We start from the raw sequence: 15,532 nt of genomic DNA, 5'->3' as shown, positions 1-15,532 counted from the left end.
TAGCTATGCTTCTATTGACCAGTCAAATTTTGGTTTAATAAAACCCGGTTCTTTTCCCATCCACGTTCCAATGGCTCTTTCACCTTCTTGAATAATAAATGACATAATATCTTTTTCGACAAACAAGGTTGTTTTGGAATTTTCAATAACATAAACAGTTAAATAATAAGACCCAATATTCAGAAAACCTTCAGGCAATGTACATTTAATTTTATTTAAACCCCGATTTAATTTTAGTTTGTTGTTGACATGCGAAAAAGTAAATAAGGCTTCACCCGACTCGTTATTCAAAACAAAAGTAACTTGCAAATTTTCATTTATATCTTTTAAAGTGATAACCGTATTAATTTCAATTTTTTGGTATTCATCCAATGCATCGTCCGAAGATTTCCCAATAGGATTTAGGCTAATCTCATGCAGGGTAAAATCTTTTTTATCATAATCTGATGAAAATATCTTTTTGTTTTGGGATTCTGAATCGCCACTTAGATAATAACTAACCGCATTTTCTATTTTACCGTCAAATTTCACTTTCCCATGCTCCAACACAATTCCCCTAGTACACAAACTCTTCACCGCCGCCATATTATGGCTCACAAACAAAACCGTTCTACCACCTTCACGAGAAATATCCTGCATCTTCCCAATGGCTTTTTTCTGGAACTCGGCGTCGCCCACAGCCAAAACCTCATCTACAATCAAAATATTAGGTTCTAAAAAAGCTGCAACAGCAAAAGCCAAACGCACATACATGCCGCTGCTATAGCGCTTTACGGGGGTATCAATATAACGCTCACATCCTGAGAAATCAATAATTTCGTCAATCTTGGAGGCAATTTCTTTTTTGGTCATGCCTAAAATAGCGCCATTTAGAAATATGTTTTCACGACCCGTCATTTCTCCATTAAAACCTGTACCTACTTCGAGCAAGGAAGCCACACGTCCCCCAAACTTAATACTTCCCGTGGTAGGTGCCGTAACCCGGGATAATATTTTTAATAAGGTAGATTTTCCCGCTCCGTTTTTACCAATAATGCCCAAAATATCGCCACGTTCCACTTCAAAATTAATATCCTGTAAGGCCCAAACATAATCACTCTCGCCTTTAGTACTGCGGTCATTAGTATCTCCAATTTTTAAATACGGATTTTCCTTGCCCCGCACCTGATGCCACCAGCGGTTCAAATCGTGTGCCATAGTACCTGTACCAACTTGACCCAGTCGATATTGCTTCGAGATATTTTCAGCTTTTAATATAATGTCTTTACTCATAATTGGTGTTATCCTCCCCCCGACCACCTTCGAAGGAGGGTGAGCCAGTACTTAGTTGAATGTTTTTTACTTACTTTATATTCTTAAATTTTATTACTGAGCATATTCTTAACAGCAATTACTACAACAACCAAATTATAATTTAAATCTTGTCTGGCATAACTTCCGCAGGAAGATCGCTAAATAATAAATGATTTTTTACCCAATGTTAGTAATACTTGCATCCACGCCGAAGGAAGGGGAGCAAGGTATCTAAAACGTTTTTATCCCCTTCCCAGACTCAACACCCCCTCCTTCGGAGGGGGCCGGGGGGAGGACTCTAAACCGTATCTATAAAACTTTTCTCCGTCTTATTAAAAATCAATACTCCTATAAAAAACACAATCACCGTTACTAAGAACGTATAACCTAATCCCCAAAAGGAAATCTGCCCAACATTCAACAACATATAACGGGCGGTTTCTATCACATACGCCAAAGGATTGTATTCGACTAACCAGCCATAAGTGGGTAATTTTTCTCTGATTAATGCCATAGGATACATGACAGCTGACAAATACATCAACAATTGTACTCCAAAGCCAATCAAATTACTAAAATCCCTGTATTTAGTAACCAAGGAAGAGATAAACATCCCTAATCCCAATCCTAAAACTCCCATCAGTACAATTAACAAAGGGAAGAATACCACAGAACCGTTTAGTCCAATTGTTGCTCCTTTTAGATAATAGAAAATATAAAACGCAATAAATATTACAAATTGAATTCCAAATTTAATCAAGTTAGAAATTACAATGGACAACGGCACAATAATCCTTGGAAAATATACTTTACCAAAAATTCCAGCATTAGCACCAAAGGTATTTGAGGTTCCGGTAAGACAAGCGGTAAAGTAATTCCAAACCGTAATTCCTGCTAAATTGAACAAAAAAGGAGGAACCGTTCCCGTACTAATCCCCGCAACATTGTTAAAAATAATGGTAAAAGTAATGGAAGTAAACAACGGCTGTATCAGATACCAAAGTGGCCCTAAAACAGTTTGCTTATAAACCGTCACCACATCTCTTTTTACAAAAAGCAGCAGCAAATCTCTGTATTGCCAAACTTCCTTGAGGTTCAGCGAGAAGAATTTATTTTTAGGCGTTATTTCAAACAGCCAAGTAGTGCTGGTATGCTCAGGTTGATTCATCGTTTATGCTAAAATCTTGTTGTTCATTGTGTCTTCTCGAGCGCAGTCGAGAGAGAGTAATTTCGTGCTTATCTTTAGAAGATCATCATCTCGAGCGTGTCATCTCGAGCGTGTCATCTCGAACGTGTCATCTCGAACGTGTCATCTCGAGCGTGTCATCTCGAGCGCAGTCGAGAGACGTGAGACGAGAGATATTTTTTTAAAAACTAAACAGTATCATTCCCAAGCAAATATAAATATTTTACACTACGCAAAAATGACGTCATAAAATATTTATTTTTAGGTGCGATTCTCTCTTTAATTAATGCCTAAATTTATTTCAGTGCCAAAAAAAATCTAAATTTTGGGACGCGCTTCGCAACTCTAAACAACAGTTTTAAAGCAAAGCCCATTTGGTAATAAAAGTTTTTTTCCGGCTAATATACTATTCCTTCATAAATAATTGCAACAATTAACAACAATCTTCCTCACTTAGATAGTCAAATAGCAGTTGGAAATTATAAGTTAAAATACAATTTTGAAAGCAATTCACAACTAAGCAAAAATATAAATAATCCTTTACAAATTATCAAATGCACTTTTTATTTGGTGCAGGATTTTTTCTTGACTTAAAAATAATTTTCGTTCACTTATTACTTAATAATAACAACCAAAATAGAAACAACTTTGCAAATAAATTGTAATGCTTTTTATGCTTAAAATAGCCCCAAATCAGGTGTGTAATTCCCGAATTGCACACTATACTTCTTGATTCAGAGAATTGTATTATATAATTTTGTCACCGCTTCCCCACTCCATTCCGACAAATCTTCACTAATACATCATCATGGATACGCAACAAAACCAACAACGGATTAAGGCGATTTACCAAATGCTTTTTGAAATGGCAACCGGCAACCTCTCTTTTAGAATTATCAAAACAGATCAAAATGATGAACTTGACAAACTGTCTGAAATGCTTAACAATCTCGCCAGACTAATGCATGATATTATACTAAGATTAGGTTACATTAACCCACACTACAGTTATCAAAACTTAGTGCAAACAACATTTATTTTAAATGATAAATTTACAATCAGCAATTTTAATGCACACGTACCCGAAGCACTATGCTGCAAATCTGAAGAATTATTTCACGTTGACTTTGGAAAATTTATTGCGCCAAAGTCCTTCAGTATTTGGAATCAAAAAAAGATGGAAGCCTCACTTGATGATAATTACCACAGTACGGTTCAGCTTATTTTTATAACAGGTAATAATAAATTACTGCCTTCATTTTGCACTATTTCACGATTACAATACAGTGATAAAATAGTAATAAGTTCTATTACCACGATATTGCACGAGTTGTTGCCACACGCTTCTCATTCAAGAAAAATAACCGCAGATAAACAATCCGAAGCTGTGGTAATGCAAAGTATTTATGATTACATCTTAAATCACTTGGAAGAGCCCCTTCCTTCCCTAAAAAAATTGGCTGCTATGTTTGACTCTGAAGAGCACAAGCTAAAGATAGGTTTCCGTAAGTATTTCAATACTAGCGTTTACAATTTTTATCATTTGGAACGCCTTAAAAAATCGCATCTACTCATTCAGAATACTCAAATCTCTTTGAAGGAAATTGCCTTTACGTGTGGTTTTAGCGCCTATTTAAACTTTTACAAGGCGTTCAAAAAGCATTATGGCTATGCTCCTAGCGACCTCAACCGACCACCTGAGTAAATTGACCCCTGTTTATGGAACTTTCTTTTTAGTATAACGAAAAGCCTCATTTGCATAAGTCAACCAAAATAACAGTTGCAACTTTACAATATCAAAACTACTAAAATGAGCAAGATCCAAAACTTTAAAAGCAATTTCGTTTTCATTATTAGCGTCCTTACAGCGCTTCTTTTCATTTACGCTGCAAGCAGTAAATTAATCGATTTTGAGAACTTCCAAATCCAACTTGGGCAGTCACCACTGCTAAGTGCATTTGCAGCTTGGGTTGCAATTCTGGTACCTGTGATTGAAATCCTAATTGCAATTGTACTATTCAGTCATAAATTTAGATTTTTTGGTCTGCTGTCAGCTTTTGCATTAATGATGATGTTTACAGCTTATATCTACATAATTTTAAATTTCAGCGCCTACATTCCATGCTCCTGCGGTGGCATTCTGGAAAAAATGACATGGAACCAACATCTGGTTTTTAATTTAATATTTGTTGTACTACTCGCTGTAGCGCTTATTTACGAACCCATAAACTGCAAAAACAGAGGGTTCACTTCGTCAATGAACTCTAAAAGAAAAATTTGGGTCTTGATAATAACTGCGGCTATAGGAAGTACTGTAGTAGTGCTACTATTCCTGTTGTCAGAAAACATCATCCAATATCACAATAATTTCACCCGTCGCTTTCCGCAACATGCCGCACAGGAAAGATATAAAATCAATCTTTTATACAACTCCTACTATTTTGCCGGAACAGGAAACGGAAAAATATATTTGGGTAATCGGACTGCCCCACTGCTAATTACAATATTCGACTTAAAAACCAAAAATACAACCTCTCACAAAATCAGTTTAAAGCAAACTGACCTGCCTTTTCGGGTTCCGAAAATTCGTGTTTTCAATCAGAACTTCTTTGTGTTTGAGGGAGCAGTCCCTTATGTATTTAAAGGAAGTATTTCTAATTGGATCGCAACACTAAAGATTAATTCCGGTGCTCGTTTCTCACAGGCAGAATCGACAGATTCTATAAATCTAACGGTTCGATATAAATCGCCGCAATCAGGAGAAAGCCTACTTGGCATTCTTAACACATCCGATAGTTTGGCAGTTACTTATGCACCAGATATTCTGCAGAAACAGATCGATGGTGTTTTTGATACCGATGGCAGCCTCCATTTTAATACCAATCTGGATAAAATAGTATATGTTTATCGATATCGGAATCAATATAGCGTCACAGATAGAAATCTGGTACTGCAATACCGTGGCAATACTATAGACACCATTTCAAAGGCTCAATTAGAAATTGCCGAAGTTGGGAAAAGCAAGGTCACTAAATTAGTAAAGCCTGCACTTGTTGTAAATAAAAGCAGCGCTGTCAATGGTGATTATCTTTATGTAAACTCGCTTCTACCCGGGCAATATGATGCTGAAAGTGTTTGGAAAAACGCAAGTATAATAGATGTATATAACCTGACAAAGAAAAGCTACCAATCTAGTTTTTATGTTTATCATATCAAAAACAAAAAAATGAGAAGTTTCATTGTTTTCGACAATCATTTATATGCACTAATTAATAATCATTTGGTATGCTATGAATTTCTGGATGACCTCATTCCTAAAAATTAAATTACAATATATACTGGCCGGTATTCAGGGGTAAGATTGAAAACCTGTAAAAGAGTAAATCATAACCATTAAATATTTTTATTATGAGAACAATTTTTTTAAAAAAAATGATGATGCCTTTGGCAGTAATGGTTCTTGGAGTTGGTGGTGCATTCACTACAACATCAATGAGCAGCACAAAAGCCCTTTCGCACGTAACAGGGTACAAATTCATTTCCGCGCAAAACAAATGTCAGACAAGCACAATGTGTGACACTGATGACACGGGAACGATCTGTACAAATGCCGGTGCGCGACTGTGGGGTAAAGTAAATCCTTTGGACGCCGATTGTCCGGTGGAACTGTACCGCATTGAAGAATAGTTCAAAATGAAATGCAGTTCCTCTTGGAACTGCATTTCTAATTTAAGACGAATTGTTAAGGGTTCAGCCAATCAGGCTTTCTTCCGTTTCCTTTCAGATAATAATCAAACCACTCAACTAATTTATTGGAAAGATCCTCTTGATTTTTCCTATCCATTAGTACATGTCCCTCTCCGGGATACAACAGCATTACATGCGACTTATTCAGTTTTCGCAAGGCAAAGTAAAACGCCATAGTCTGGTCTTTATTTACTTGTGCGTCTATTTCGCCTGCCCATGAAAGCAAAGGCGTCTGTACCTGTTCTGCAAATGTTATAGGGGAATTATTCCTATACCCTTCCCAATCTTCAAATAGCGATTTTTTCATCCGAAATTGGTCATTTTCAAACCGCCAAGCATCATGTCGCTTATAACTCACCCCGTATGAAAGATAACCGCTTACAAAATCAGAGATGCCCGCTCCAGCTATTGCTGTTTTAAACATATTGGTCTGCGTAATAATAAAGTCCGTTTCGTAGCCTCCAAAAGAATGCCCTGTCAGCCCAATATTTTCTGTATCAATAAATCCGGATCCAATTGCAGCTTTTGTTGCGGATGTCACGCAATCTAGTGCTGAAAAACCGGGATTTCCTATTTCATAGACAATATCAGGATAGAGTACAAAATAACCAGTACTGGTCAGGTTTGTTTTATTAAATCCACTTCCGTTATGAAGCCCGGGATTAGTATAAGCATGCAGCAGTTGGCTTTGTTTTTGATAGATCTGCACCACCATGGGATACTTTTTAGCAGGATCAAAATCAAAAGGATAAAACAAGATCCCTTTAAGTGCTTTGCCCTTCTCATTTTGATACGATATCAGTTCAGATTTACCCCAATTATACTGATAGTGCTGCTTGTTGCTCTTAAATATACTACTTGTTTTCCCGCTTCCATCCATTCCAACTATTTCTAAGGGACTGTTGTAATCTTCCTGTGTAAAAGTGTAATAATCGCAATTCTTCGCCTTTGTAAGATGTTTCAACCGCTTTGAAACAGTGGTCATAGTATGAATTTTAGATTTACTCAATTTATAATATCCCGAAATACTGAAATCAGAAGCAATGCCCTCCACTAACATACTATTGTTATCAACAACAGGAATCTGTGGCATCATCCATGATTTTACAAGAATAGTAGCATCATATATTCCAGACAGTCTGTACACCATTTGAGTACTGCGTCCATCGGTGAGTTTTTTTGCCTCTGAACCATCGCTTCTTATTTCCCAAACATCATGTTTGTCATAAAGCAGCAATGCCCTATCATCCTTGGTAAACCCACCAATGCCATACGGTGGTGGTGCGCTTGGTTGATCATAATCTTCTTCAGAGAATTGCACTGTTAGATTTTTGGTAAGATTCAAATGTGTTCCTTTCCTAATATCATACACCCACCAGTGATCATTCCTAAAATAAACGATAAAAGTATTACCGGGTGACGTATAGAAAGAATCAGACTCTCCGGGTTGCTGATTCAAAAAGGGGTGCTCTTTTCCGGTTTCAAAATCAGTAAACGTATAATCGCTGTCTGGATAGTATTTTATCGAGGGCTGCAATTTCGAAAATGATTTTGCAAGCACAAACTTTTGTGCCCCGCCTACCATTGCAATCGCTTTATCGGCACTGCCGGTTACTATCATTCGATGCTCGGCAGGCCACCATATTGCCAAGTGGTTCGGAGACTTCCTGCTCACTTTAGTATAAGGATATAATGTTTCGTCATCACCATTCCACACCTGCACTGCTGATACTGCCATTTTTTCACTGCTTTCTAACTTCTCTTTCAGGATAAACAAAACACGTTCGCCGTCATCCGATACATGAATCCCGGAGAGGTCAGTAGATGCAATTTCAAAATTTTCAGTCCAGTTTCCCTCTGCCCTAGTAACACTTTGCAATGCTTCCTTTTCACTGTAATGATAAATTATGGCATCGGCCAAATGTAATGCACCCGTGGGATTACTGATAAAGGCAAACGAATCTTTAGTACCGCTCCAGGTCAAACTAGTAAAGGAATGGGTAGTGCTTTCGACCACTAATTTGCTTTCCGTTCCCGTATCCAAATTAATAACATAGACAGCATTTTTAGTCCCGGAACTCGTAGTGAAAGCCACCGATTTTCGATCATGGCTTATGGCATAACTGTGAACATCCGTGTAAGTCTGAAGTACTTTAAGATCTAAATCAGTTAAAGTCAAATTCCCTTTAATTCCTTCTAAATCACTAAACAATATCACCTTGCCTCTTAAAGATTCATATGATGTGATATTGCTTTTCCTAAGGACAACACCATTCGTAAGGTTTAAAAGATGAAATGTTTTGCTGTTGTCCAAACAGGCAAATGCATTATTCCCTATAAAGCTATCGCTATACCCTTTCGGAAAAGTGTACCTCTTGGAACTTTTTGTATGCTTCACAAAAAGAGTATCGGGTAAACCGTCATAGTCTAGTTTATAACTCAGCCAGTTTCCATTATCTGAAAGCTGATGTTGTCGCAGTGTATGCCACAAAGGATAATCTGCAATAGTCAATTGGTGGCCTTTTGAAACCTGTCCGAAACTCGATACGGTTACAAAAAACCAAAATAAACGAAAGCAAATTAAAAAATTATGTTGGAGTATAGTCTTCATTAGTATCCAGGATTTTGAGGTGCAAGAGTACCGTTAAGATCAATTTCCGTCTCGGGAATGGGGAACAAAACATCATTGGCATCCCAACCGTTTTTACTGGCAGACAACACTTGATTGATTTGGTTAAATCGCTTAAGATCAAAAAAGCGATGTCCAAATTCAGCAAACAGTTCAACTCTTCGCTCCCGTAAAATGGCTGTTAAAAGTTCTTCCTGTGTTAACGCTGTCGTATTTCCAAGACCTGCAGTTTTGCGCATAACATTTAAATCCTCTTTTGCTCCTATGAGTTCTCCGGCTCGTGCCCTTGATTCGGCACGGATAAGATACAATTCACCAAGCCTAAAAATGATGCTGTTCTCAACAGTTCCTGTATTAGTTCTCTTTTTATACTTGAACGAATGATACCATCTTGATCCCCCATTGGTTATTACTTTAACCCATTTGACAGCACGCTGGTCTCCCGCCTCAAAAGCTAAAACCAAATCTCCGTTCATAGCAGACAATGCTGGAGGTGTGCTGGTAAATATAAACGTGGCGGCTTCATTAGTATTGCCGGTCGGTGATTTTGGGCTTAACTGCCAAATCGTGCTAGTGCTTTCCTTTAGGAAAATTTTATTAAGATCGGTCTCAAAGGGATAGAGTACCGTATTGTTAAGTACCGCCGAGGCAGCATTTGAAGATTCTTCCCACGCACCGGCGTACAGACAAACTCTTGCAAGCAAGGCATACGCAGCAAATTTATTGGGACGAGTGCGTCCTGCTCCATTATAGGTGCTCGGTAATAAAGCTATAGCGGCATTCAGATCAGCTTTGGCCAAATCATAAACGGCGCTCACGGAGGTTCTTGACACCTTTCTGTTCTGCTCGTAGTCTGTGGTGGTTATATAGGGAATCCCACCGTAAATGTTCGTGAGATAAAAATGTAGCATCGCGCGAACAAACAAAGCTTCTCCTTTTAATGCGTCTTTGTCAGACTGTGGCAGTTTGACCGCTCCGTCAACGCCGGCGATAACCGAATTGGCAGCATAGATTTGGTTATAACTCAAATTCCAGATGTTCCTGACCTCAACACTAGAGGCAACTAGTGTATTAGTATAAAATGCAGTATTCCCGTTTTGCGCAGTACCATAAAACACCAGTTCATCGGCATAAAGCCCTAAGGTATGCGATAATCCTGCCTGTGTTCCGGTAAGCAGACCAAAATCCCTGATTTTCGAATAGATATCAGTCATGGCAGCATTGGCGGTGGCCTTTTCCTCAAAAACACCACTGGCAATAAGTTGATTCTTGGGCACATCGACCGCAACAAACTCATCACAAGCCTGAAAAGTTAGCGCTAGGATTATCATGTAAATAGCCGAATAAAAACGACGGCGTAAGGTGCTTTTAGGGCACCAAATATGTATCGTACTTGTGGTATTGTTTTTCATAGTCGTAGTATTAAAATGTAAATTGTAGTCCGGCAGTAAGAATTCGAAGCGGTGGCAAATAACCAACCGACTTAAATTCCGGGTCAGCGCCTTGGTATTTTGTAAAAGTCAGCACATTCTGCCCTTCCATAAAAATCTTGCATCGCATATTCTTTAGGATCTTTTCTGGCAGGTCATATGAAATCGAAATGTTCTTCAGTCGTATATAAGAGGCATCCGAAATCACAGCATCACTAGCGAGATATCGGTCATAAGCAGCTACAGCAGCGGTATTGCTTCCATCAGTATAAATTTGGTGCGAGGCAATGTCGCCCGATTGTTGCCAGTGGTCTAATGCGCTGACGGGCTGGTTAAACATGCTCCCCGGCAAGGTATACGCCGCGTCACCATTGTAGTTCAGCTGTTTTACAAACTGGAAAAGAAAATCAAGCTGCCAGTGTTTGTACTTTACAGTATTTTGTAATCCACCATAAAATTCAGGATTAAAGTCCCGTACTTCGGTTTTGTCGTCTTTTGTTGTATAAAGACCGTCTCCGTTCTTGTCCTCAAAAGTGTAGATGCCGGTTTGCGGATCAACTCCCGTAAAATGATACACTTTCTTGATGTTAAGTGGTTCTCCAATTACGTATGTGTTTCGGAATGTAGAGGTGTCTAAATCTGGATATTCCAATAAAGTATTTTTCTCAAACGTCAGATTTAAATTTGTAGACCAAGTAAGTACGCTATTCTCAAGGTTAACCGTACGCAAAGTAAGCTCTGTTCCCTTATTTTCTACCAGTGCATCAAGATTAGACTGCAAGACGGTAAATCCGGTGGTTCCCGGCAATGGTATTCCGGTCAGTTGATTCGAAGAACGATTGTTGTACCATCCTGCCGTTAAAAAGACCCGATCTTTAAAAAAACCGACTTCAAGCGCAATCTCAAACTTTTTATTAGTCTCCCACCCAAAGGCGGGGTTATATAGACGTGTGGGTTGTAACCCTATCGTTCCTCCATAGTTAACTCCCGTAGAGCCATAAGTATCAAGAAATTGATAATCGCCTATTTGGTCATTTCCCGTTACACCATAACTAGCCCTGATTTTTCCAAAGCTTAGTATAGGAAACAACGCTGCAAAACGTTCTTTCGAAAAGAGCCATGCTGCACCAACAGCACCAAAGTTGGCATATTGCTTTCCAGGACCAAAACGGCTTGATCCGTCTCGCCTGCCAGTAAGATTCACAATATACCTTTCCTTCCAGTTCAGATTGAGCCTGCCGAATAATGCTTGGTATTTGTACTGCGTTTCATCATTTGCAGGAATGGTAACTGTGGTTGCCGATGCAATGTTATACAGCAGGCTATTGCTCGAAAATCCTTGTCCAACTTGCACCAGCTGTGTGCTGCTTTGGGACTGGAATGTGCTACCTGCCAGTACATCCACAGCAATGTTCTTGAACTGTCTTTTCCAATTCATCTGTGGTTCTGCAATCCATGTTTTCCTGGTGTTACGTCCCACTATCAAAGTCGAAAATTCTGGCCCTGTGTCAGAGGCAGGATCAAACATGGTTGAAGGCAGACCGTTCACCTCGTCGTTGTAAATAGTCGAATATCCAAAATTAGATCTGATTTCAAAAGAATCGCTAATCCTGTAAGACAATAGTGAGCTTGCTAAAAGGTCATGGGTCTTGGCATTGTAACCTCCAACAAAATTAGCAAGCGGATTATTGAAGGTGCTGTTTTCCCAATTCAGTTCGCCGTTTTCACCATAAAGTGCTGGAGCATTGGGAGCAAGTTGTAAGGCAGTTGTGTTCAGGTCAATCCGCGATTGGTTGTTGTCCTGCAAAGTATAACCTCCACTAAAACTAGTATGGAATTTTTTGTCTTCTGATTCATGGTTAATATTCAAATGCAGATTGGCTTTCTTGTAGACGAAGTCCCCAGGATAGATGGTGGTTTGTTTATTAAAATTGCCACTCATCAAAAATTGTGTTTGGGCACTACCGCCAGAAACGGAAGATTGGAGTTCACTAATCAGCGATGTTCCACCAAGCAATGCGTTCTGCCAGTTGGTATAACGGGTTTGGTCCCATGCCCCATTGATATCGTAGGCCGCTTGTGGATATTGCGTAATCCCGTCATTAACGAACGCTTCCTTTCGCATGGCTATGTATTGTTCGGTGTTGACAAGGTCTATAAAACGGGTAACGGATCCGGCACCTGTAGATAGGTTGGTAGTAAATTTCGTTTTGCCCTGCCTGCCTTTTTTGGTGGTAATCAGTACAACGCCGTTCGCTCCCCTTGAGCCGTAAATCGCTGTAGCATCCGCATCTTTTAATACTTCAATACTGTCTATTTGATCTGGATTGATACTATTCAACGGACTAAGCCTGCTGGGAAAACCGGTAGCATTTTGCCCACTGCCAATAGCATCAGTGGAGTAAGGTATACCGTCTATAATATACAGCGGATTATTACCAGCAGCACGAACACTGTTCAATCCTCTGATCTGTACCGAGAATCCTCCTCCTGGAGTTCCGGTAGTCTGGGTAATATTCACCCCCGCCATCCTCCCCTGCATCGCAGCAAGAACATTGGTTACAGGCTGGTTTTCAATATCTTTTGATGTAATTTTCGCAATACTCCCCGTACGTTCGCTTTCTTTAACGGAATAATAACCTGCATTAATTTTCACTTCCTGCAGTTGGGTGGCATCCTCTTGTAGTTGTATATTAATTGTAGTACGTCCCGCTATCGGAACGGTCAAGGTTTTATAACCTACGAAAGAAAAAACAAGAGTGTCCGTAGTACTAGCAGTCAAACTATAAGTACCGTCATAATTGGTAACTGTAGCGGTCGATTTTCCCTTTAGAGATACAGTAACACCGGGCAGTATACCTTGACTGTCACTTACAATTCCGGTAATATTGTATTGTTGTGATAAATCACTTTTTGTCACCCTGAGCGCAGTCGAAGGGCTTATTGTAGAGGAACGTGCTGGAGAATAGCATAAGTAAATCCCTAAAAGTATAGGAATCCACCATTTACCCTTGTAAAATGAAAATTTATTCATAATATTGGTATAGTTAAATGAAACATTAGTTTTGTTAGCATTGGTCCTCTTTTCAGTTGTCGAGACGGTTGGAGGGCCTTTTTGTCATTGCGAGGCACAGCTTGTCCGCCGTGGCGGAAAGCAACCTCTATAATGTTATTCTGTCATAGGCGTGTTTGTAGTTAGATTTATATTCTTGCTTCTTTGTTCTATACTCTTTATTCTTTGTTCTTAATTCTTTGTTCTTAATTCTTTTATCCCAATTCAACATTCAAAATTTAAAATAACGAATGACCTCTTTGCTCCTCTCAATATGATTTTGGAAGATCAGTTCCGGTGAAACTATCTCAACCATAAAGCCACATGAACATCGTTGCTATAAAAAGTATTATTATTCCTATTTGTATTTGTTTGTAGTATTTCATTATAATAATTCAGATGTTGTAAACCCAGTTGTATTCCTAAGGTAATGTGGCGTAAGGGTGGTATAAAGAAGGAAGATTGATTTTTAACATCAACGTCTTTGCTCTTTACCACAATTTAAAATTTTAAATAAAAATGACCTCGTTGCTAGTCACGATTCACAATAAAAAAGAGCCTGCACTGAAACACTAATTCAAAATAAAGAAACAGCACAGGCATTATATTTATAGTGATTTTTTTATATCATAGGCACGCGGGTTTTAGCGGTTTAAACTGGTGCGAGACTTAATAAATGAAGATGTAGCGCTAAGAATGAAGTTGAGTGTGGCCAAAATAGTGGCCAAAAAAATGGCATGGAACTCAGCTTACTGCCTCAGAGGTACTGGTATACCGTGCAACAATAAGTGAGCCCACGCCATGGGACGTGAGCATCGTACTTATTATCTCGTTGCAAAATTACCAGTTTCCTAAGGCGAGATTCTAAGCGAATGCTTCAAATGTTTTTTTATGAAGAATCGCAAATTTAATAAATGATTATCTATTATTTCAAATAAATACATAATCTAAAAAGCAAATATATGAAATATATTCTTTGCATTGTCAAATTTGACAATTATTTCTCTGCAATTTGCATCAATTTCACATTGTGAAAGAAATTAGAAAAAAATATTATATAAAATTTGGAGAGAATCTGCAGGTTCTTCTAACTAAATATGGAAAAGATGTCATGACAGTGGCATCTATAGGAAAGATTGAGCCTAAACAAGTTTACAGAGTATTGAATGGGGAACATGGAGCATCAATGGGAACAATAATCTCCATTGCAAAAGGTTTAGAAATACCTCCTAAGGAATTGTTTGATTTTGAATTTGATTTAAAAAAAGAATAATTGGATTATAAATAAATAAGGTGCTGTGAGGCATCTTTTATTATTTTTAAGAAATACTCCCAAATTGCATATTGAATTTTCCAAAATGCATATCACATAAAAAATTTAAACACCTATTTTGAACTTAATTAAAGATTCAAAATATGAAATGGTATGAAATTATAGGGCTAATTGTGGTCTGGTTTTTAGGTCTTTATGTGACAGGGAAGTTTTATGAACATTTGAGGAATAGGCATTATAATGATAGCTGGAAGGATAGACGAAAAAAATAATGAAAGATGCTAGTAAGGCATCTTTTTTATTTACTGTATTTTGCATGAGGAAAACCATAAAGAATAGTAGAAATGGTTTTGTATGTTTGAAAAAAAAATGAGATGATAAAATACGATTATAAAGAAGCAAAGGATTTTTCGGAAAGTGAAATTATTCTTTTTAAAAAAATATTAATTAATGCTGGTGAAGTATCTGAAGATTCATTTAAAAGTTTAATAGACAAGAATCCAAAAATTATAATTCTTGGTAATAAAGAAAATATAGATGGAATCGGTGCTCTAAAAATTCCTAATAAAAAATATAAAGAGAAAGTTTTTGCTTTGTCGAACTCCAAAAAGGATTCAAGTGAATATAATTTTGAATTAGGTTGGATAGTCAGTTTAAAAAGTGGAAGTGGAAATAAAATCGTTGAATTATTAACGAGTTTAGAGAAAAATATTTACGCAACTGTACGAGAAAAGAATGAAAAAATGATTCACTTATTAAAAAAATATGGATTTCAACAAACAGGTTTTTCATTTAAATCTAACCGAGGAAATTACCAAATATTGTTATTTACAAAATAGAACTTATAAATGAATTCCGCATTGCAGTACCTGAAAATATTTGGTAATATGGTTTAATATGTTTACAATAAACCTTTACGTGT

Annotated in this window: 10 protein-coding genes; 5 read left to right on the top strand and 5 right to left on the bottom strand. The window is 37.8% G+C overall.

Translation table 11 applies throughout. The features are described from left to right. Nucleotides 1–3 precede the first annotated feature (3 nt). Nucleotides 4–1,272, bottom strand: a complete 1,269-nt coding sequence (locus ACNQGJ_RS08045) for an ABC transporter ATP-binding protein (protein ID WP_417974914.1) — start codon at nt 1,270–1,272, stop codon at nt 4–6. Between the two features lie 319 nt (nt 1,273–1,591). Further along, on the bottom strand, nt 1,592–2,461 hold the full coding sequence (locus ACNQGJ_RS08040) for an ABC transporter permease (protein ID WP_417974916.1): 870 nt from the start codon (nt 2,459–2,461) through the stop codon (nt 1,592–1,594). 826 nt (nt 2,462–3,287) lie between these two features. Between ACNQGJ_RS08040 and ACNQGJ_RS08035 the strand changes: the two genes are divergently transcribed. The 3 genes from ACNQGJ_RS08035 to ACNQGJ_RS08025 all read left to right on the top strand — a co-directional run bounded on the left by ACNQGJ_RS08035 (nt 3,288) and on the right by ACNQGJ_RS08025 (nt 6,166). After that, nucleotides 3,288–4,184 (top strand): helix-turn-helix transcriptional regulator, encoded by an 897-nt coding sequence (locus ACNQGJ_RS08035; RefSeq protein ID WP_417974918.1) that lies wholly within the window; start codon nt 3,288–3,290, stop codon nt 4,182–4,184. A gap of 105 nt (nt 4,185–4,289) precedes the next feature. Next, a complete protein-coding gene (locus ACNQGJ_RS08030) occupies nt 4,290–5,804 on the top strand; it encodes a MauE/DoxX family redox-associated membrane protein (RefSeq protein WP_417974920.1) in 1,515 nt (504 codons plus the stop codon). A gap of 83 nt (nt 5,805–5,887) precedes the next feature. Further along, nucleotides 5,888–6,166, top strand: coding sequence for a DUF6520 family protein (locus ACNQGJ_RS08025; RefSeq protein WP_417974922.1), 279 nt, complete (start codon nt 5,888–5,890; stop codon nt 6,164–6,166). 55 nt (nt 6,167–6,221) lie between these two features. Here ACNQGJ_RS08025 and ACNQGJ_RS08020 read toward each other — a convergent pair whose 3' ends face one another. The 3 genes from ACNQGJ_RS08020 to ACNQGJ_RS08010 are packed head-to-tail and all read right to left on the bottom strand — an operon-like array spanning nt 6,222 to nt 13,319. Continuing rightward, entirely contained in the window at nt 6,222–8,837 is a 2,616-nt protein-coding gene (locus ACNQGJ_RS08020) for an LpqB family beta-propeller domain-containing protein (RefSeq protein WP_417974924.1), read from the bottom strand. Then, on the bottom strand, nt 8,837–10,267 hold the full coding sequence (locus tag ACNQGJ_RS08015; protein WP_417974926.1) for a RagB/SusD family nutrient uptake outer membrane protein: 1,431 nt from the start codon (nt 10,265–10,267) through the stop codon (nt 8,837–8,839). The genes ACNQGJ_RS08020 and ACNQGJ_RS08015 overlap by 1 nt, the downstream gene beginning before the upstream one ends. 10 nt (nt 10,268–10,277) lie before the next feature. Further along, complete coding sequence (locus tag ACNQGJ_RS08010) at nt 10,278–13,319, bottom strand: SusC/RagA family TonB-linked outer membrane protein (protein WP_417974927.1); 3,042 nt, start codon at nt 13,317–13,319, stop codon at nt 10,278–10,280. 1,048 nt (nt 13,320–14,367) lie between these two features. Here ACNQGJ_RS08010 and ACNQGJ_RS08005 point away from each other — a divergent pair. After that, nucleotides 14,368–14,610 (top strand): helix-turn-helix domain-containing protein, encoded by a 243-nt coding sequence (locus ACNQGJ_RS08005; protein WP_417974929.1) that lies wholly within the window; start codon nt 14,368–14,370, stop codon nt 14,608–14,610. Between the two features lie 374 nt (nt 14,611–14,984). Next, the gene (locus ACNQGJ_RS08000) at nt 14,985–15,449 is read left to right on the top strand and encodes a hypothetical protein (protein ID WP_417974931.1); all 465 of its coding nucleotides are present in this window, start codon (nt 14,985–14,987) and stop codon (nt 15,447–15,449) included. The last annotated feature ends 83 nt before the right edge of the window (nt 15,450–15,532 follow it).

Source organism: Flavobacterium cryophilum, from assembly GCF_048286555.1.
Taxonomy (GTDB): Bacteria; Bacteroidota; Bacteroidia; order Flavobacteriales; family Flavobacteriaceae; genus Flavobacterium.
This window is presented reverse-complemented; position numbering and strand designations above follow the sequence as displayed.